This is a genomic window from Pseudoxanthomonas sp. JC1303 (genome assembly GCF_058448525.1).
The window spans coordinates 3,744,599-3,763,374 of sequence record NZ_CP185958.1 but is presented as its reverse complement, the minus strand read 5'-3'; the positions used below and the strand labels follow the sequence as shown (position 1 = coordinate 3,763,374).

Here is an 18,776-nt window from a genome sequence, read left to right as displayed (position 1 = left end):
GCAACCACCGTGGACAATCTTCTCAAGCAGTTTGTGCAGACCTCCCAGCTCAACGGCGGCAGCGCCGCCTACGTGGAGGATCTGTACGAGCAGTACCTCGTCGCGCCGGACAGCGTGGATCCCAAGTGGAAGGCCTTCTTTGACGGCTTCCAGGGCCGTGAGGCCGGCGACGTCCCCCATTCGGCCGCCATCGAGCACATCACCCAGGCCTCCAAGCTGGCCGCCAACGCGGCCAACGGTGCGTCGCCCTCGGACGAACGCGAGCGCCACGTCGGCCGCCTGATCACCGCCTATCGCTCGCGCGGTCACCTGGGCGCCAAGGTCGATCCGCTCAACCTGACCGACCCGGTCAATCCGCCGGACCTGAGCCTGGACTGGCATACCCTGTCAGAGCGTGACCTGGACAGCGAGTTCAGCACCGGCGGCGTCGCCGGCCAGTCGCGCATGGTGCTGCGCGACCTGCTCGCGCGCCTGCAGGCGACCTACACCGGCTCGATCGGTGCCGAGTTCATGCATATCCCCGACCACGACCAGCGCAAGTGGTGGTACCAGCGCCTGGAACAGGCCGGCGGCAACTACGGTCTGGACACCGAGACCCGCAAGCGCACGCTGGAGCGGCTGACCGCCGCGGAAGGCCTGGAGCGCTACCTGCACACCAAGTACGTCGGCCAGAAGCGTTTCTCGCTGGAAGGCGGCGATTCGCTGATCCCGATGATGGACCAGCTGCTGCGCCGCAGCGGCACCGACGGCATGCGCGACATCGCCGTGGGCATGGCCCACCGCGGCCGCCTCAACGTGCTGGTCAATACCCTGGGCAAGAACCCGCGCAAGCTCTTCGACGAGTTCGAGGGCAAGTTCGAGCACGCCCACGACGACCGTGCCCACACCGGCGATGTGAAGTACCACATGGGCTTCTCGGCCGACGTGGCTACCCCCGGCGGCCCGGTCCACTTGGCCCTGGCCTTCAATCCCTCGCACCTGGAAATCGTCGACCCGGTGGTCGCAGGCTCCGTGCGTTCGCGCCAGGAGCGCTACAGCGACACCGATCGCAGCCACGTGCTGCCGGTCCTGATCCACGGCGACGCGGCCTTCGCCGGCCAGGGCGTGGTCATGGAACTGCTGCAGATGTCCCAGGCCCGCGGTTTCGCCATCGGCGGCACCGTGCACATCGTGATCAACAACCAGGTCGGCTTCACCACCAGCGCCCGCGACGACGCGCGCTCGACCCTGTACTGCACCGACGTGGCCAAGATGGTCGGCGCCCCGGTGCTGCACGTGAATGGTGACGATCCGGAAGCGGTGGTGTTCTGCGCCAACCTGGCCTATGAATTCCGCCAGCAGTTCAAGAAGGACGTAGTCATCGACCTGGTCTGCTACCGCCGCTGGGGCCACAACGAGGCCGACGAGCCGGCCGCGACCCAGCCGCTGATGTACCAGGTGATCCGCAAGCACAAGACCACGCGCGAGCTGTACGCCGCGCAGCTGGAGCAGGCCGGGGTCATCGCCGACGGCGAAGCCAAGACGATGGTGGACACCTACCGCGACAAGCTCGATTCCGGCGCCTACACGACCGAGCTGGCCAAGCCCGAGCGTGACCCGCTCGCCATCGACTGGTCCAAGTACCTGTCGGGCAAGCTCTCCGATCCGGTGGACACCACGGTCAAGCCGGGCAAGCTGGCGCAGCTGGCCAAGATCATCAACACCATCCCCGAAGGCGTGCACCTGCATCCGCGCGTGGCCAAGATCTACGAGGACCGCGCCAAGATGACCGAAGGCGAGCTGCCGGGCGACTGGGGCTTTGCCGAGAACCTGGCCTACGCCACCCTGCTGTCCGAGGGCCACACCCTGCGTCTGGTCGGCCAGGACGCGGGCCGCGGCACGTTCTTCCATCGCCACGCGATCCTCCACGACCAGAAGACCGACAGCTACTACCTGCCGCTGCGCCAGCTGGTCGACGATCCGCAGGACGCCACGGTCATCGACTCGCTGCTGAGCGAGGAAGCGGTGATGGGCTTCGAGTATGGCTACTCCACCACCGACCCCAATGCCCTGTGCATCTGGGAAGCGCAGTTCGGTGACTTCGCCAACGGCGCGCAGGTGGTGATCGACCAGTTCATCGCCGCCGGCGAAGCCAAGTGGGGCCGCATCACCGGCCTGGCACTGTTCCTGCCGCACGGCTACGAAGGCCAGGGCCCCGAGCACAGCTCGGCGCGCCTGGAACGCTTCCTGCAGCTGTGCGCCCTGGACAACATGCTGGTCTGCGTCCCGACCACTCCGGCCCAGGCCTTCCACATGATCCGCCGGCAGATGCGCATGACCACGCGCAAGCCGCTGATCGTGATGACGCCCAAGTCGCTGCTGCGCCACAAGCTGGCCGTGTCCAGCCTGGACGAGCTGGCCAACGGCGAGTTCCAGCAGCTGATCCCGGACGCCAAGGCCGACCCGAAGAAGGTCAAGCGCGTGGTTGCCTGCTCGGGCAAGGTCTACTACGACCTGGCCGAGGATGCCGCCAAGCGCGAGCAGGACGACGTGGCCATCCTGCGCGTGGAGCAGCTGTATCCGTTCCCGCGCGAACTGCTGGCTGCCGAGCTGAAGAAGTACAGCAACGCCACCGACGTGGTCTGGTGCCAGGAAGAGCCGCAGAACCAGGGCGCGTGGTACCAGATCAAGCACCATCTGCAGGCCTGCCTGGGTCCCAAGCAGGAACTGCACTACGCCGGCCGTGCCCGTTCGCCCTCGCCCGCCGCCGGCCATTTCGCCGAGCACGTGGCCGAACAGCAGCAGCTGGTCGCCGATGCACTGGTCAACTCCTTCGGCGACGACGTCGTCGCCGAATAACGCAGCACCTCCATACCTACCCGACGAGAAATCTAGGACGTTCCCCGCATGGCAACCGAAGTCAAAGTTCCGGTACTTCCCGAATCCGTTTCCGACGCCACCATCGCAAGCTGGCACAAGAAGGCCGGTGACGCCGTCAAGCGCGACGAGAACCTGGTGGACCTGGAGACCGACAAGGTCGTCCTGGAAGTGCCCTCGCCCGTCGATGGCGTGCTGAAGGAAATCAAGTTCCAGGAAGGCGACACCGTTACCTCCTCGCAGCTGCTGGCCATCATCGAGGAAGGCGCCGCTGCCGAGGCCGCGCCGTCCAAGCCGGCCGAGGAAGAAGTGAAGCCGGCTGCCAAGGCCGACGCACCCAAGGCGGCCGAAGCACCGAAGGCCACCAAGGCCGAGGCGCCCAAGGCGGCCGGCGATACCGGTTCGCTGCCCCCGGGCGCGCGCTTCTCTGCCATCACCGAGGGCGTGGACCCGGCCCAGGTCGAAGGCACCGGCCGTCGCGGCGCGGTCACCAAGGAAGACATCGTCAAGTTCGCCGCCGGCGGCGGCGTGGGCAAGGCCTCCGGCGCCCGTCCGGAAGAGCGCGTGCCGATGACGCGCGTGCGCAGGACCATCGCCAAGCGCCTGATGGAGTCCAAGAACTCCACCGCCATGCTGACCACCTTCAACGAGGTCAACCTCGCCAAGGTGTCGGCCGCGCGCAAGGAGCTGCAGGAAGAGTTCCAGAAAGCCCACGGCATCAAGCTGGGTTTCATGAGCTTCTTCGTGAAGGCCGCCGCCAACGCGCTGCAGCGCTTCCCGCTGGTCAACGCCTCCATCGACGGCGACGACATCATCTACCACGGCTACAGCGACATTTCGATTGCCGTGTCGACCGACAAGGGCCTGGTGACCCCGGTGCTGCGCAACGTCGAGCGCCAGTCCTTCGCCGATGTCGAACAGGGCATCGCCGACTACGCCGCCAAGGCGCGCGCCGGCAAGCTGGGCCTGGACGACCTGCAGGGTGGCACCTTCACCATCACCAATGGCGGCACCTTCGGCTCGCTGCTGTCCACGCCGATCATCAACCCGCCGCAGAGCGCCATCCTGGGCATGCACGCCATCAAGGAACGCCCGATCGCCGAAAACGGCCAGGTCGTGATCGCCCCGATGATGTACCTGGCGCTGTCCTACGATCACCGCATCATCGACGGCAAGGATTCGGTGCAGTTCCTGGTGGACATCAAGAACCAGCTGGAAAACCCGGGCCGCATGCTGTTCGGTCTGTAACTGCCTTGAAGCCCCTCTCCCGACGGCGACCGAAGCAAGTCCCGTGGGAGAGAGGGGTTGGGGTGAGGGCCGGACGAAGTCATTTCGCCGGAGACTCACCTCATATCTGGCAGCACTCGGCGCCAGGCCTGCCCTGCTCCGCCGAACCCTCATCCGGCGCTCAGCGCCACCTTCCCTCGAACATGGGGAAGGGAAAGGCAAAGGAAATCTGAAATGGCAGAGAACTACGACGTCGTCGTCATCGGTGCCGGCCCGGCCGGCTATCACGCGGCCATCCGCGCCGCGCAGCTGGGCATGAAGGTCGCCTGCGTCGATGCGGCGCTGGGCAAGGATGGCAAGCCCGCCCTGGGCGGCACCTGCCTGCGCGTGGGCTGCATCCCGTCCAAGGCGATGCTCGATTCCTCGCGGCAGTTCTGGAACATGGGTCATCTGTTCGGCGACCACGGCATCACCTTCAAGGACGCCAAGATCGATGTGGCAACCATGGTCGGCCGCAAGGACAAGATCGTGAAGCAGTTCACCGGCGGCATCGCGATGCTGTTCAAGGCCAACAAGGTCACCGCCTACTACGGCTTCGCCCAGCTGCAGCCGGGCAACCTGGTCAAGGTCAAGCAGCACGACGACACCGAGGTCGAGCTGCAGGGCACCAACGTGATCCTGGCCGCCGGCTCGGATTCGATCGAGCTGCCGTTCGCCAAGTTCGACAACGAGTACATCGTCGACAACGTCGGCGCGCTGGACTTCACCGAGGTGCCCAAGCGCCTGGCGGTGATCGGCGCGGGCGTGATCGGCCTGGAGCTGGGCAGCGTGTGGAAGCGCCTGGGCGCCGAGGTCACCATCCTGGAGGCCCTGCCGGACTTCCTGGCCGTGGCCGACGCGGAAGTGGCCAAGACCGCCGCCAAGGAATTCAAGAAGCAGGGCCTGGACATCAAGCTGGGCGCCAAGGTCAGCGCGACCGAGATCACCGGCAAGGGCAAGAAGAAGGAAGTCCTCGTCAGCTACACCGACAAGGACGGCGAGCAGACCCTGACCGTGGACAAGCTGCTGGTGGCCGTGGGCCGCCGCGCCGCGACCAAGGGCGTGCTGGCCGAGGGCACTGGCGTGCAGCTCAACGAGCGCGGCCAGATCGTGGTCGACGAGCACTGCCACACCGGCGTCGATGGCGTCTGGGCGATCGGCGACTGCGTGCGCGGCCCGATGCTGGCGCACAAGGGCTTCGAGGAAGGCATCGCCGTGGCCGAGCTGATCGCCGGCCTGCCGGGCCACGTCAACTTCGACACCATCCCGTGGGTCATCTACACCGAACCGGAAATCGCCTGGGTCGGCAAGACCGAGCAGCAGCTCAAGGACGAGGGCGTGCCGTACAAGGCCGGCAGCTTCCCGTTCGCCGCCAACGGCCGCGCCGTGGCGATGGCCGAGCCGGCGGGCTTCGTCAAGGTGCTGGCCCATGCCGAGACCGACCGCGTGCTGGGCATGCACCTGGTGGGCGTGAACGTCTCCGAGCTGGTCCACGAAGGCGTGCTGACCATGGAGTTCAGTGGTTCGGCCGACGACCTGGCCCGCATCTGCCACGCCCACCCTTCGCTGTCCGAAGTGGTGCACGACGCGGCCATGGCCGTGGACAAGCGCGCCATCCACAAGGCGAACTGAGTCCACACACCGAGGTGGGAAGGAGGCTTCGCCGCAGGGCGGAGCCTTCTTTCGTTTCCCCTGCCGGCCAAGGCTTGGACATGGCGTCGATCCGCACACTCAAATGGGCAGGCTTCACGGCGATGGCCGCAGGGCTGGTTGCGCTTGCCGCCGCCACCTTGTTCGGCATTCATCCCTACCTGCTCTATACGCTCGCCATCGTCCTGCTGGGCGGCGGGCGGGTCGCCCTGGCACGGGGCCTGCGCCGCGCGCTGCGACGACCCGAGTGATTCTTCTTCCGATGTCTCCTGGAGTCCCCCTATGAAATCCGTCTGTGTCTATTGCGGTTCCAACGCTGGCAGCAAGCCCGTCTACGCCCAGCGTGCCGCCGAACTCGGCAAGCGCCTGGCGGCCGATGGCCTGCGCCTGGTCTACGGCGGCGGCAACGTGGGCCTGATGGGCACGGTGGCCAATGCGGTGCTGGAAGCGGGCGGCGAGGTCACCGGCGTGATCCCCAAACAGCTGGCCGACTGGGAGGTCGCCCACCGCGGCCTGACCACGCTGGAGATCGTCGGCTCCATGCACGAACGCAAGATGCGCATGTTCGAGCTGGCCGACGGCTTCATCACCCTGCCCGGCGGCTTCGGCACGATGGAAGAGATCTTCGAGATGCTGACCTGGCGCCAGCTGGGGATCGGGAACAAGCCCTGTGCGTTCCTGGACATGGAGGGCTTCTACGCACCACTGATCGGGATGATCGACCGCATGGTCGAAGAGCGCTTCCTGCATGCCGACCAGCGCGCCGACCTGTGGTACGGCGAGGACATCGGCGCCCTGCTGACCTGGATGCGGGCCTATACCCCGGCCCAGGCCTCCAAGTGGATCGATGAAAAGCGTGCACAGACGCTCAAGTAAGCTCGACACCTCCATCCAGCGCAAGGACGCCTCCATGCGACGCTTCGACATGCCGCTCGCCCGCCTGGCCCTCACGCTTGGCCTGCCCTCGCTCATCGCCGGCTGCAGCCACCTGCCCGACGCCGCGGCACCGAGCGCGGCGACTGCCGACGACCCGATCACACAAGTCACCCTGGAGCGCTCGCCCTGCTTCGGTGCCTGCGCCACGTTCACGCTGGCGCTCAAGGCGGATGGCCAGGCGACCCTGTCGCTGCCCAGCCGGCCAGGCTCCGATGCCACCGCGCGCAAGGTCGCCGCGGACACCGGCACTGCTTCCGCGCCGATTCTGATCCACGGCCAGATTCCGGCCACCGACACCACCGCGTTGCTGGAGACCCTGCGCCAGGGTCATTTCGATCAGCTGCGCGATGACTACAGCGCGCAGATCACGGACATGCCTTCGACCAGCATCACGGTCGCCACGGCCCATCAGGTCAAGACCACGCGCGTCTACGCCGTGCCCTGCGCGCGCGATGCACGCTCACAGGAACGGCCTGCGGGAACGCCGGCGCCTGTCCCGGATGTGTTCTGCCAGGCCGCTGAACGCATGGACGCCATGGCATGCCAGCTCTATCGCGACGGGCCGTTGCCGGCGGACCGCACGGCCCGCTTTCCCCCTCATTGCAGCACTTCGTCCTGACCCAGCGCTGCGTGAGCGCCCGCCCACGCGCTCATCGCACCGGGCCTAGTGCCAGGAATGTGACCTGCCGCAGCCTTTTGGCCGCTGCATCCCCGCGCGCCTGGACGGCGGTCGCACCGGCATCTGGCCAGAGCTCCAGACGAACGGAACATCCGTGACCCCGACCGGTCACTGGCGTATTACCTTGTCGATGAACAGCCTCTACAATCGAGCCGGGGACAAACAGGGGTACCGCATGGCACGCATTCTCATCGTCGACGACTCTCCGTCGCAGCTGCTGGGCATCCAGCGCATCGTCGAAAAGCTGGGGCACGACTGGATCACCGCCGAAGACGGCGCCCAGGGCGTGGAAGTGGCCAAGCGCGAGTTGCCGGACATGGTGTTGATGGATGTGGTGATGCCCAACCTCAACGGCTTTCAGGCCACGCGTCAGCTCAGTCGCGAGAGCACCACCCGGCACATCCCGGTCATCCTGGTCACTACCAAGGATCAGGACACCGACCGCATGTGGGGCATGCGCCAGGGGGCCAAGGCCTATCTGACCAAACCGTTCTCCGAAGACGAACTGTCCGAGGTGATCGAGCGCATCCTGGCCGATGGACAAGCTGCCGCGCCCGGCACCTGAGGGCCATCACGGGTAGACACGGAACGGGCGCCGCAAGGCGCCCGTTCTGGTTATCAAACACCAGGCGATCGACCGCTCCGGCTAATCGTCGGCGAAAGCCTTGGCCAGCTTTTCGTAGGCCTTGCGCTTGGCATCGGTCGTGGCGCGCGGGGCGGTGATCTCCAACTCGACGATCTGGTCGCCCGCCGGGCTGCCCGGCAGTCCGCGACCGCGCAGGCGCAGCTTGCGACCGGCGTCGGAATCGGGCGGGATCTTCAGGTCCACCGACCCACCCAGGGTCGGCACGCTGACCGTGGCGCCCAGCGCCGCCTGCCAGGGCGTGACCTGGAGGACGTGGATGATGTTGCGCCCGTCGACCTCGAACTGCGGGTCGGCCGCGTATTCGATCTCCAGCAGCAGGTTGCCGCCGCTGGTGCCTTGCCCCCCCAGCCGGATCGACTGGCCGGGTTTGATGCCCTTGGGCACCCGCACTTCCAGCTGCTTGCCGTTGACGGTGACCCGGATGCTACTGCCCTCGTAGACCGCCTTGAGCGGCACCGACAGCTTGGCCCGGGTGTCGCCCCTGGGCGCCTGTCCGCTCGAAAAGCCCGGTCCGGCACCGCCACGGGCGCGCTGGCCGAACAGGTTCTCGAAGAAATCGCTGAAGCCGGCACCGCCGCCACTGCTGCCGAACACTTCCTCGAAGTCGAAGCCCTGCCCGCCGCCAAACCCCCCGCCGCCGAAATCCTGCGGCTGGTATTCCTGGCCCGGTCGGTAGCCGCGCGCCTTGAGCTGGTCGTAAGCCGCGCGCTTTTCAGGATCGCGCAACGCCTCGTAGGCCTCGTTGACGGCCTTGAATCGCTCCTCGGCGTCGGCCTCCTTGCTGACATCCGGATGATACTTGCGGGCCAGGCGGCGATACGCCGTCTTGATCTCCGCCTCGCCCGCCGTCGGCTCGACGCCCAGGGTCTGGTAGTAATCCTTGAATTCCATCGCACCTCCGCAAGAAAGCCCGCGACCTTGCAGTCACGGGCTTGATCCTGGCCCAGGGCGGCTGGAGACCGCCCTGGACCCGCTGACACTGGCCCGACAGATCGGGCCCACCTGCACAGGTTACTGGATCGACTCGCGACCCACCTGGATCCGCCGCGGGGCCAGTTCGGCGCGCTTGGGAATCACGACCTCCAGCACGCCGTTGCGCCCGGTGGCCACGATGCCGTCGGCATCGGCCGTCTCTGGCAGAGTGAAGTTGCGCACGAACGCGCCGTGGCGGCGTTCCTGGCGCGAGAACCGCTCCTGCTCACCGACGGCCGGCGCCGCACGCTCGCCGCGGATGCTGAGCACGTTCTTGTCCATCTGGACCTCGATCGCGTCCAGGTCCACGCCCGGCAAGTCGGCGTAGATCACGAACCGCCCGGCTTCTTCCTTCACGTCGACCTGCGGCGTCCAGCCCTCGCTGGTCCCGTTCTGGACGAAACGCTCGAACACGCGGCCCAGATCGGCCTGGCCAACGCGCGGAAAACCACCCTGATAATGCACGTAACGCATGTTGTCTTCTCCTGTTCGGTTGCCGACATGCCGAGGGACCGGCGCGGCAGGGGCCCTCGGCCTCCATGACCAACAGATAAGCGCCGCCCAGGCGTTTTCAAGGGTTTTGACGCGGCCTTTCCGCGCGAGCTTCTAGGGTGGCGTTCATGCGCGGGCACCTCCGCCCGGCACCCATTCAGTCAGAGCGACCATGACCATCGAAAGCGGACAGCGCATCCCGGAAGTTACTGTCACTCGTATCCGTCAGGGCGTGGAGACGGTCGATACGCCGACGCTGTTCAATGCCCAGAAGGTCGTGATGTTCGGCGTCCCCGGCGCCTTCACTCCGACCTGCTCTGAGAAGCATCTGCCGGGCTTCATCGCGCACTACGACGACTTCCTCAAACGCGGCATCCACGTGTACTGCGTGTCGGTCAACGACGCCTTTGTCATGAAGGCATGGGGTGAGGCGTTGAGTGTCCCCGACGGCCTGCAGATGCTGGCCGATGGCAGCGGCGATCTGACCCGCGCCCTCGGGCTGGACATCGACCTGAGCGGCAACGGCATGGGCCTGCGCTCGCGCCGCTATGCCCTCTATGCCGAGGACGGCGTGGTCAAGCAGGTCTGGGTCGAAGCGCCTGGCGAATTCAAGGTGTCCTCGGCCGAGCACGTGCTCGAGCAGCTTCCCGACTGACGTTTCATCCCTACTTTCCTTCCCTCACCCAAAGAGGCCTGCCAATGTCCAAGACATCAGCCAAGACCAAGTTCGACCACACCGACGCCAACGAGCTGTCCGACCGCGACACCTTGCGTGCCAACGCGCGCAAGAGCATCGAGGACGGCGCCATCACCGGCAGCTATATCGCCGACCGCAAGGAAGTGATCAAGCTGCTCAACGAGGCCCTGGCAACCGAGTACGTGTGCGTGTTGCGCTACTACCGCCACTACTTCATGGCCAAGGGCATGCTGGCCGATTCGGTCAAGGCCGAGTTCCTCGAACATGCCCAGCAGGAGCAGGATCATGCGGGCAAGCTGGCCGAGCGCATCGTGCAGCTGGGTGGCGAGCCGGACCTCAATCCCGATACGCTGACCGCGCGCTCGCACGCCGAGTACAAGGAAGGCACCGACCTGCGTGACATGGTCAAGGAAAACCTCATTGCCGAGCGCATTGCCATCGACAGCTATCGCCAGATGATCAACTACATTGGCGACAAGGACACCACCACCAAGCGCATCCTGGAATCAATCCTGGCGCAGGAAGAAGAGCACGCCGACGAGTTCGCCGACATGCTGGAAGGCTGGATCGGCAAGTAGTTGAACTCCAAGAATCGGTACGGAGCGGGCGCCCAAGGGCGCTCGCTTTTTTTGCAGCACACACATCGAGCGACAGCATCATCCCGCTGTAGAGCGGAGCTTGCTCCGCTGCGCTTCGATGAGACCCGCGCGAGTACGACCTCAGCGGAGCAAGCTCCGCTCTACAGGAGGTGGCGCCTGCTTCAGCGCAGCACCTCGAACCGCAAGGTCGTCCACGCGCCGCTTTCGGCGAGCGCGGTGAGCATGTGCTCGCCGGGCTGGTCGAAACCCTGCTCGAAACTGCGCCGCCCCTGGGTGGTGGCGATCCAGCGGCCGTCCAGCAGCCATTGCACCTGGGCCTCGGTGCCCAGCGCCCGCAGGCGCACGGTCGCCGGTTTCAGGCTGCCGGGCGCACGGGCGATTGTCGCGCGGTCGTTGAGGCCTTCGATGCGCAGGGTTTCCATCGCGTCGCGGCTGTCCGGGGCACAGTCCGCCGCCAACGCGGGCAGGCGCGAGGCGGTGCGCTCGGCCTGGGTCAGCCACGGGGCCGCCAATGCCGGCCAGCGTGCGATCTGCGCGGGCTCGGCCACGTGACGCTCAGCGCACTGCGGCGACAGGCGCTGGCCGGTCGCCGCATCACGGGTGAAGCGCTCCACGCCGCCATGCCACAGCCGCGCCTCGCGCTCGGGGAAGGTGGGCGGCACGTTGCCGTCCAGGGTCCACGCCTGCAGGCGCTTCTGGCACAGCTGCGGCGCCTGCGGGTCGGGTGGCAGGCCCAGCGGCCAGCACACGTCCACCTGCGCCACGCTGGGCGGCGCCGGGGTGACCATCGCATCGCCGCGCGCGCGCGGCAGGCTGTCGATCACCTCAAACATCAGCGGCAGCGCGGTGACCGCGCCGTACTGGCCGGGCAACGGGGTGCCGTCCGGGCGCCCGACCCACACCCCCACGGTGTAGCGGCGCGTGCCGCCGATCGCCCAGGCATCGCGATAGCCGTAACTGGTGCCGGTCTTCCACGCTACAGGGGGTTGGCTGGCGGTGTCGAAGGTGTCCAGCGCATAGCCGGGGCGCGGATGATCCTGCAGGATCTGGCGGATGATCCAGGCCGCGCCCGGTGAGAGCAGGCGTCGGTCTGCGGTCGGCGCATCCGGTGTATAGCGCACGCGTCCGGCCAGGCCTGCGCGATTGAAGGCGGCGAAGGCGCCGACCAGGTCTTCCAGCCGCGCCCCGGTGCCCCCCAGGATCAGCGCCAGGTTGGGCTTGGCGCCTCGCGGGAAATGCAGGTCGATACCGGCATTGGCCAGGCGCGCGGCAAACCGCGATGGCCCGACCCGGTCCAGCACGTCGACCGCCGGCACGTTGAGCGACAGGCGCAAGGCTTCGGCCACGCCGACCGGACCGTTGAAGGCCGCATCGAAGTTACCCGGCCGGTAGCCGCCGAAGCCCTGCGGCGCGTCCACCAGCAGGCTTTCGGAATGGATCAGGCCGTCGTCCAGCGCCAGCCCGTAGAGAAAGGGCTTGAGGGTGGAACCCGGCGAGCGCCAAGCCTGCACCATGTCCACGTGGCCCAGGCGCTTGGCATCGCCGAACTTCACCGAGCCGACATAGGCGCGGGCCTCCATCGTGGCGTTGTCGACCACCAGCAGCGCGGCGGAGGTGCGCTCGGGCAGGTCGGAGAAATACGCAGTCACCCGGTCTTCCAACGTGCGCTGCAGGTCGGCGTCCAGCGTGGAGACGATGCGCGATGCGCGCGGCTGCTGCAGGTGCAGGCGTCGCGCCAGCAACGCCGCGCGCATCGGCGGCTGCAGGGAACGCGCGACCACCGGTTCGATGCGCGCATCGTCGACCTGCGCCTGGGTCCACACGCCCAGGGCCACCATGCGCGCCAGCACCTTGTCGCGCGCGGCCTGGGCGGCCTGCGGATGGCGATCCGGACGCAGGCGGCTGGGCGACTGCGGCAGCACGGTCAGCAAGGCGGCCTCGGCGCGCGACAGGCGCGAGGCGGGCTTGCCGAGGTAGGCCCAGCTGGCGGCCTCCACGCCCTCGATGGTGCCGCCGAAGGGCGCGCGTTCGAGGTACAGGTCGAGGATCTGCGCCTTGGACAGATGCACTTCCAGCTGCACCGCGCGCAGCATCTGTACCGCCTTGCCCCACGGCGTGCGCGTGCTGCCCTCATCCAGCAGGCGCGCGACCTGCATGGTCAGCGTCGAGCCGCCGGACACGATGTGCCCACGCGAGACCAGCTGCCACCCTGCGCGTAGCAGCGCCACCGGATTGATTCCCGGATGGCGCCAGAACCATCGGTCCTCGTAGGTCAGCAGTGCCTGCACGTATAGCGGCGACACCCCTTCCGGCGAGGCCGGGTAGCGCCACACCCCCTCTTCATCGGCGAAAGCCCGCAGCGGCGTCCCGTCACGCGCCACCACCAGCGTGCTGGTGTCACGCGCTTTGGGCAGCAGCGGCGGGAAGGCGAAGTCCAGGACCAGCAGCGCGACCAGCCCCGCTGCCGTGGTCCAGCGCAGGATCCGCCAGAAGATCACTCTCTTATCCAGGATCACAGCACGTGAAGCGAACTGACTTCAAAGTCGTAAGACGCTTCTCGCTGATAGATGCGGAGAAACAGGACCAGATCACTTCTGCCTTCCTCAAGCGTGAAGAGATCGATCAGCGCCTCCCACCACTCGCCCATCCAGACACAAATCGATGTCTGCCAGGCCTGCGGTGAAAGCCGATCAAGCGTGGCGCCGTATCCCTCCACCTGTTGCGCCAGCCAGGCGCCGTCCAACGCATTGGAAAGATGGGCGCCCTCAATCCCACGTGCCAAGGAAAAATCCCCTTCGCAGAACGCGTCGACGATAGAGGCGATCGTGGGCCGCCACCGCGAAGGAACGGGAAGCTCCTGTCCTACTTCCCGCTGGATCGGAAACGTTTGCTCCAGCTGCGTCATCCCTTGACGCCGCCCCTGGGCGCTGCCTGATTCACGGCTGCACCACCGTGATCGTCGTCGGCGTGGAGGCGCCGACACCGCGGATGTCCGGGCGATACATGTCCTCCACCAGCGGCGGCGGCACGGTGTAGGTCCCGGGGGTGACGGCGCGGACGAGATAGAAGACCTTGGCGCCGCTTCCGCCCTGACCCAGGTGCAGGGCGGCCACGTAGCGGTCGTCACGGAACTCCTCGTGCTTGACGTCCGCCGCGTCGCCGCGCTCGGTGATGTTGATGCCGTCGACCACCACGTCGGCCCACTGCTTGGCGTCGGAGAGGTTGAAGTTCTCGATCTCCAGCCCGGCCGGCAGCAGGTCGGTGAGCAGCGCGTCGGGTATGGCGGTGTCGGCGGTGATGCGCAGGCCTACGATCAGCGCCTCGCCCTCCTTGAGGGTGCCGCCGGTCCACGGCTTGCCATCGGTGGTGTAGTAGCGACGCTCCACCTCGATCTGGGACTTGTCCTCAGCCGGTGCAGTGCGCGGCACGCCGGCCACCTCCAGGCTGGCGTACAGGGGCGCGGTGCCCTGCGGGGTAAACGTCACGCCCTTGGCCAGGGTGTCACCGTCGAAGGCGCGCGCGAACAGGCGGCGCTCGCCGATGGCCTCGGTGCCGCCATCGGCCGCCCACTCACCGGACAGCGTCTTGGCCTGGCCGTCGGACAGCAGCGACTTGCCCAGCCGCGCCAGGGCCACCTGTTCCTGCGTGCTCAGGTAGAACCAGCGCGCCTTGCGACGCTCGTCCAGCTCGCGCCCCAGGTCGACCACGCGTGCGTCGTATTCGGGCCTGGACAGCTTGCGCTCGCGCACCAGGGCCAGCATCAACGCGTCATCGCGCAGGCGGGTGCCGTAATCGCCCAGGTAGCGTGGGCGGTCACCGCGCTTGTCGAAACCCAGCGCGATCGCGCGCGCGCCACGCTTGGTGTCACCCTGCAGCGACAGCGCAATACCCAGATGGACCAGCGGCAGGCCGGTCATCGACTTGACCCGGTCGTTGTCGTACAACGCCCGCAGCGTGCCCAGCGGCGCGCGGCCCACCCGCGCCAGCACGTAGCCGGCATAGGCACGGTTGGCGAAGCGCAGGTGGTCGCGGAAATCCGCGCCGTAGAACTGGTTGCCACCGGACAGCAGGTCCTCGCTGAGGCGCTTGAGCGCCTTCTGTAGGACCGCGTCAGGCACGGCGAAGCCGGCATCGCGCGCGTCGAGCAGGAACTCGGTCACGTACGGCGTGATGTAGGGCACCACGTCGCTGTCATCGCCCCACATCGAGAAGTTGCCGTTGGCCACCTGCATCGAGGCGATGCGGCCGAACGCGCCTTCCATCCGTGCTTGGCGCTTGTCCGCGTCCAGTCCGCGGGTGCCCAGCAGCTCGGCCGTGGCCTGGTCCATCAACAGTGCGCCGTAGCCCTTGCTGGTGGTCTGCTCGATGCAGCCGTAGGGGTACTTGAGCAGGTTCTCCAGCGCGGCGGCGAAGGGGATCGGCGGCAGCGCGCTGACCACCATGCGCGCATTGACCGAGCCGGGCATCAGGCCATCGGCGAAGCCGGCGCCCATGGTCACCGGCGCAAGCGGATCGATCACCCGGCTCTCGGCGCGCACCACGCTGGGCCAGCCGGCCCGCACCGGCACGTCGTAATGGCGATCCACCTTGAAGCCAGTCGCGCCGCCTTCCACGCGCACGCGCACCTGGGCGGTCTGGTAGCCCTCGCGCGCGTTCAGCGGGAAACTCAACGTGGTCTTGGCCCCGTCGGCCAGCTGCGCGCTGCGGCTGCCCTCGCCCACTGCCACCGGACCGCTGCCATCGACCTGCACCTTGAAGGTGCCCGCCTTGCCGGTGAAGTTCTGCACGTCCAGCGTGACCATGGAGCGGTCGCCCGGCGCCAGCACGCGCGGCAGGCTGGCCTCGGCCACGATGGGCGCGCGCACCACGGTCTGCGCATCGCGGCTGCCATAGTCGCTGTCCGAATACACCAGCGCCGACACGCGCAGGGTGCCGTTGAAGTCCGGCACGTGCAGCATCACGCGTGCATTGCCCTTGGCGTCCAGCTTCACTGGCCCGGCGAACAGATCCACGGTCTGCACCCGCGCGGTCGGGCGGCGTGCCTGCGGCAACGCCCCCAGTGCCATGTCGCCGCCGAAGCGCATGCGCGCGGTGTCACCGGCGAAACTCTCGATCACCCGCCCATAGATGTCGTACGCATCCACGCCCAGGCGGCGCTGGGCGAAGAAGTGCGTGGTCGCATCCGGCACCGGGTAGCGGGTGATGTTGAGAATGCCCACGTCCACGGCCGAGACGGTCACGTGCGCGGCCTTGCCGGCCAGCTGCGGCACGCTGACGGTGACCGCCAGGTCCTGCTCGGGCAGCATCTTCTCCGGCACCTTCAGGCCGACGGCGACACGGCGCGCACTGCGGTCCATTGGCACGTGGGCCACGCCCACCGCACGCGCCGGGGTGATCTTGGAGGTGGCGCTGCCGCCGCGGAACACCAGGGCGGTCACGTAGACATCGTGGCGTTCCCAGTCTTCGGTGACCGGAATTTCGAAGGTGCTGCCCGCTTTCACGTCCACGTTCTTGACGTAGAGCATGTGATCGGACTCGACCATCAGCACGCCCTTGCCGGCGTGCGGCGGGGTCGCGGTGACCTTGAGCGTGTCGCCGGCGCGGTAGCCGGTCTTGTCCAGCGACAGCTTGACCTTGTCCGGGCGTGCGTCCAGGCCGCGGTTGTCGTCGCTCCAGCTCCAGCCGGCGGTGAACGGATAGCGCGTGGTCAGGCCCGTGGCCGGGTCGAAGACCTCCAGCCGATAGCCGCCCCACTCCACCGGGAAGTCGACGCGCGTGGCCTCGCCGGTGACATCCACCGTGCGCGTCTCGACGTTCTCGAAGCGCTGGGTGTAGTCGAACGACCAGCCGGTGTCCTCGTCATGGGTCCAGTGATAGTCACGACGCTCGCGCACCAGGGTGACCTTGAGCCCCTTGCCTGGCTGACGCGCACCGGCCGCGTTGAAGCGCGCCAGTTCGAAGCCGGCATTGGCGTTGGCGTCGGACCCTTGCGCATCGTCGAACAGCGGGCGTACGCCCACCAGCACGTCGGCCGGCCACATGACCCGCTTGAGGCTGCGGTTGACCGTGCGTCCGCCGGTCTCGTACACGCTGCCCGAGACGATGACCGCCACCGGCGTCACCGGCTTGACCTCCTCGGGCAGCGCCAGCGCCTGGGCGAAATGGCCCTTGGCGTCGAAGCTGGCGTCGACCACGTCCTTGGCTTCGCGCGGCAGCTCCACGGTGGCATCGCCGAAGAACCAGCCCGGCAGCTTGTCCAGCGGGTGCTGCTCCACCGCCACGGCCAGCTTGGCAGTGAAGCGGTTGCCGTCGGCCGGAGCGCCGTAAAGGTAGGCGGCATCGGCCTGCAGCTGCAGCGGCGCAGCCGGCTTGAGGGTCTCCGGCGCGGACAGGTCCAGCTTCATCCGCTCGGGCAGGAACTCCTCGATCCGCAGGCTCATGCCCTGCACCGCCTGCGCGCTGGCCGGATCGGTGCGGAACTCCACCTGCCAGCGCCCGGTCGGGGCTTCGGCGGGGATGGCCTGTTCGAAGGAGAAGTACCCCTGCTCGGCCGGGGTCAGCCGGGTCTCGCGGAAGACCTTGCCGTCGGGCTGCTTCAGGCGCAGGTACAGCGGCTGGTCGGCCTTGACCGGCTTTCCGTCGAAATCGCGCAGTAGCGCCGACACGCGCACCGTCTCGCCCGGCCGATACAGGTCGCGTCCGGACCAGGCGAACACGTCGAACCAGGCCTGCTCGCGCCCGGCCACGGCGAACTCGGACAGGTCCAGCGCCGGCTGGTTGAACGGCAGCAGGGTCACGTCCTTGCCGCGCTGGGCGATCAGCACCTGGCCCGCATCCAGCGTGTACTTGAGCAGCGCGTTGCCGTTGTCGTCGGTCTTGCCGCGCAGCACCGTGGCGCCCTTGGCGTCGAGCACGCGCAGCTCCGCGCCCGCGGTGGCCTCGCCGGTGGCCAGCGAGGCGGTGTGCACGAACAGCGTGTCCTTGTAGGCGCGCGCGTGCAGGCCCAGGTCGCTCACGCTGAAGAATGCAGTCTGCAGTTCCTCGGAATAGCGCCCGACCCGTTTCATCACCGCGAAGTAGAGCCCGGGGTCCTGCAGCTGCTTGATGTCCTGGATCGGCAAGTAGCTCAGCGTGCGCGCGTTGGGCTTGCCGCCGAGTTCAAAGCGATTGAGGTAGACCGAGTCGGCCATGTCGCCCAGCGGGGTGTGCGTGCCGTAGCTGCGGTCCAGGTCCCAGGCGCCCCGGCTGCCACCGCGCTGGTATTCGCCGAAGAAGCGCGGCAGGTCGGCCTCGCGCACGCGCAGGAACTCGACGTCGACCTCCGGCACATTGAGCGAGACCACCGGCAGGCCACGCGATTCCCGCGCCGGCAGCACGCTGCCCTGCGAGGCAAAAGCCACCGACGGCGCCAGCGGCCCGGTGTGCACCACCTGCTCCACCGCCTTGCCCAGGCGCGGGCCGGACGCGGCCAACAGGCCGGCGTCGACCTTGACCGTGTAATCGCGCGCGGCCTCCAGCGAGGGGAAGCGCAACACCTTGGCCTCGTCATCCAGCACCCAGCTACCACTGACCACCGCGCCCTTGTCGTCGGTCACGTGCAGCAGGCTGTCGAAGTCCTGCGACTCCACCAGCGGCTCGGTGAACTCCAGGGCGATGGCGACCTCGCCGTCGTGCTGGTCCGGATACGCATTGGCCAGGGCGAAGCCCTTGGGCACCTGGGCCTGCTGGGCCTTGACCGCTTCGCCGGAGACTTCGGGCAGTTGCCCGGTCTTGTTGCGACCACAGCCGGCCAGGGCGAACAGCGCCAGCAGCAGCAGGCACCACCGCAGCCCCGCCCGGGCCGTGCGCGCGAGGGGCGCGACATTCGGGACGGCGTGCAGCTCCTGCACGATGATCGATCGCGGCGCGCCTGCGCCGAGCTTCTGCGGACAATCCATGGTTCGCGTTTCTCCCCTTGCTGGCGCGGCAGTATAGAACGCAGGT

The 18,776-nt window shown here is 67.6% G+C and carries 14 protein-coding genes; 9 read left to right on the top strand and 5 right to left on the bottom strand.

The features are described from left to right. The first annotated feature begins 9 nt into the window (after positions 1 to 9). From ACORQU_RS16805 to pilH, 7 genes are all read left to right on the top strand, one after another. A complete protein-coding gene (locus tag ACORQU_RS16805) occupies positions 10 to 2,838 on the top strand; it encodes a 2-oxoglutarate dehydrogenase E1 component (protein WP_491642203.1) in 2,829 nt (942 codons plus the stop codon). Between the two features lie 48 nt (positions 2,839 to 2,886). After that, complete coding sequence (sucB, locus tag ACORQU_RS16800; RefSeq protein WP_491642202.1) at positions 2,887 to 4,104, top strand: dihydrolipoyllysine-residue succinyltransferase; 1,218 nt, start codon at positions 2,887 to 2,889, stop codon at positions 4,102 to 4,104. 213 nt (positions 4,105 to 4,317) lie between these two features. After that, positions 4,318 to 5,754, top strand: coding sequence for a dihydrolipoyl dehydrogenase (gene lpdA / locus ACORQU_RS16795; RefSeq protein ID WP_271646041.1), 1,437 nt, complete (start codon positions 4,318 to 4,320; stop codon positions 5,752 to 5,754). 80 nt (positions 5,755 to 5,834) lie between these two features. After that, positions 5,835 to 6,023: a hypothetical protein gene (locus ACORQU_RS16790; protein ID WP_271646042.1), complete on the top strand. Its 189-nt coding sequence runs from the start codon at positions 5,835 to 5,837 to the stop codon at positions 6,021 to 6,023. 31 nt (positions 6,024 to 6,054) lie between these two features. Beyond that, the gene (locus ACORQU_RS16785; protein WP_491642201.1) at positions 6,055 to 6,648 is read left to right on the top strand and encodes an LOG family protein; all 594 of its coding nucleotides are present in this window, start codon (positions 6,055 to 6,057) and stop codon (positions 6,646 to 6,648) included. A 34-nt stretch (positions 6,649 to 6,682) separates the two neighbouring features. Next, on the top strand, positions 6,683 to 7,327 hold the full coding sequence (locus tag ACORQU_RS16780) for a DUF6438 domain-containing protein (RefSeq protein ID WP_491642200.1): 645 nt from the start codon (positions 6,683 to 6,685) through the stop codon (positions 7,325 to 7,327). A gap of 235 nt (positions 7,328 to 7,562) precedes the next feature. Continuing rightward, entirely contained in the window at positions 7,563 to 7,952 is a 390-nt protein-coding gene (gene pilH / locus ACORQU_RS16775) for a twitching motility response regulator PilH (protein ID WP_491642199.1), read from the top strand. 81 nt (positions 7,953 to 8,033) lie between these two features. On the opposite strand, the gene ACORQU_RS16770 is transcribed toward pilH, so the two are convergent. Beyond that, a complete protein-coding gene (locus tag ACORQU_RS16770; RefSeq protein WP_491642198.1) occupies positions 8,034 to 8,924 on the bottom strand; it encodes a DnaJ C-terminal domain-containing protein in 891 nt (296 codons plus the stop codon). 120 nt (positions 8,925 to 9,044) lie between these two features. Then, positions 9,045 to 9,479, bottom strand: a complete 435-nt coding sequence (locus ACORQU_RS16765) for an Hsp20/alpha crystallin family protein (protein ID WP_491642197.1) — start codon at positions 9,477 to 9,479, stop codon at positions 9,045 to 9,047. A 190-nt stretch (positions 9,480 to 9,669) separates the two neighbouring features. On the opposite strand from ACORQU_RS16765, the gene ACORQU_RS16760 reads away from it, so the two are divergent. Continuing rightward, positions 9,670 to 10,152 carry a peroxiredoxin gene (locus tag ACORQU_RS16760; RefSeq protein ID WP_491642196.1) on the top strand — a complete coding sequence of 161 codons (483 nt, stop codon included), beginning with the start codon at positions 9,670 to 9,672 and terminating at the stop codon, positions 10,150 to 10,152. 44 nt (positions 10,153 to 10,196) lie between these two features. After that, the gene (locus ACORQU_RS16755; protein ID WP_491642195.1) at positions 10,197 to 10,772 is read left to right on the top strand and encodes a ferritin-like domain-containing protein; all 576 of its coding nucleotides are present in this window, start codon (positions 10,197 to 10,199) and stop codon (positions 10,770 to 10,772) included. A gap of 182 nt (positions 10,773 to 10,954) precedes the next feature. Here ACORQU_RS16755 and pbpC read toward each other — a convergent pair whose 3' ends face one another. From pbpC to ACORQU_RS16740, 3 genes are read right to left on the bottom strand one after another with little or no spacing between them, the layout of a single operon-like run. Further along, positions 10,955 to 13,309 (bottom strand): penicillin-binding protein 1C, encoded by a 2,355-nt coding sequence (pbpC, locus tag ACORQU_RS16750; protein WP_491642194.1) that lies wholly within the window; start codon positions 13,307 to 13,309, stop codon positions 10,955 to 10,957. Next, positions 13,306 to 13,698, bottom strand: a complete 393-nt coding sequence (locus tag ACORQU_RS16745) for a DUF7668 domain-containing protein (RefSeq protein WP_491642193.1) — start codon at positions 13,696 to 13,698, stop codon at positions 13,306 to 13,308. Before ACORQU_RS16745 ends, pbpC begins: the two co-directional genes overlap by 4 nt. A gap of 31 nt (positions 13,699 to 13,729) precedes the next feature. Continuing rightward, positions 13,730 to 18,730, bottom strand: coding sequence for an alpha-2-macroglobulin family protein (locus tag ACORQU_RS16740; RefSeq protein ID WP_491642192.1), 5,001 nt, complete (start codon positions 18,728 to 18,730; stop codon positions 13,730 to 13,732). Positions 18,731 to 18,776: the final 46 nt, after the last annotated feature.

Bases quoted from the DNA above. Each gene is read 5' to 3' on its own strand.
- sucB (WP_491642202.1), top strand. From the start codon at position 2,887: ATGGCAACCGAAGTCAAAGTTCCGGTACTTCCCGAATCCGTTTCCGAC.
- ACORQU_RS16780 (WP_491642200.1), top strand. From the start codon at position 6,683: ATGCGACGCTTCGACATGCCGCTCGCCCGCCTGGCCCTCACGCTTGGC.
- pilH (WP_491642199.1), top strand. From the start codon at position 7,563: ATGGCACGCATTCTCATCGTCGACGACTCTCCGTCGCAGCTGCTGGGC.
- ACORQU_RS16755 (WP_491642195.1), top strand. From the start codon at position 10,197: ATGTCCAAGACATCAGCCAAGACCAAGTTCGACCACACCGACGCCAAC.
- ACORQU_RS16790 (WP_271646042.1), top strand. From the start codon at position 5,835: ATGGCGTCGATCCGCACACTCAAATGGGCAGGCTTCACGGCGATGGCC.
- ACORQU_RS16745 (WP_491642193.1), bottom strand. From the start codon at position 13,698: ATGACGCAGCTGGAGCAAACGTTTCCGATCCAGCGGGAAGTAGGACAG.
- ACORQU_RS16770 (WP_491642198.1), bottom strand. From the start codon at position 8,924: ATGGAATTCAAGGATTACTACCAGACCCTGGGCGTCGAGCCGACGGCG.
- ACORQU_RS16760 (WP_491642196.1), top strand. From the start codon at position 9,670: ATGACCATCGAAAGCGGACAGCGCATCCCGGAAGTTACTGTCACTCGT.
- ACORQU_RS16785 (WP_491642201.1), top strand. From the start codon at position 6,055: ATGAAATCCGTCTGTGTCTATTGCGGTTCCAACGCTGGCAGCAAGCCC.
- ACORQU_RS16765 (WP_491642197.1), bottom strand. From the start codon at position 9,479: ATGCGTTACGTGCATTATCAGGGTGGTTTTCCGCGCGTTGGCCAGGCC.
- ACORQU_RS16740 (WP_491642192.1), bottom strand. From the start codon at position 18,730: ATGGATTGTCCGCAGAAGCTCGGCGCAGGCGCGCCGCGATCGATCATC.
- lpdA (WP_271646041.1), top strand. From the start codon at position 4,318: ATGGCAGAGAACTACGACGTCGTCGTCATCGGTGCCGGCCCGGCCGGC.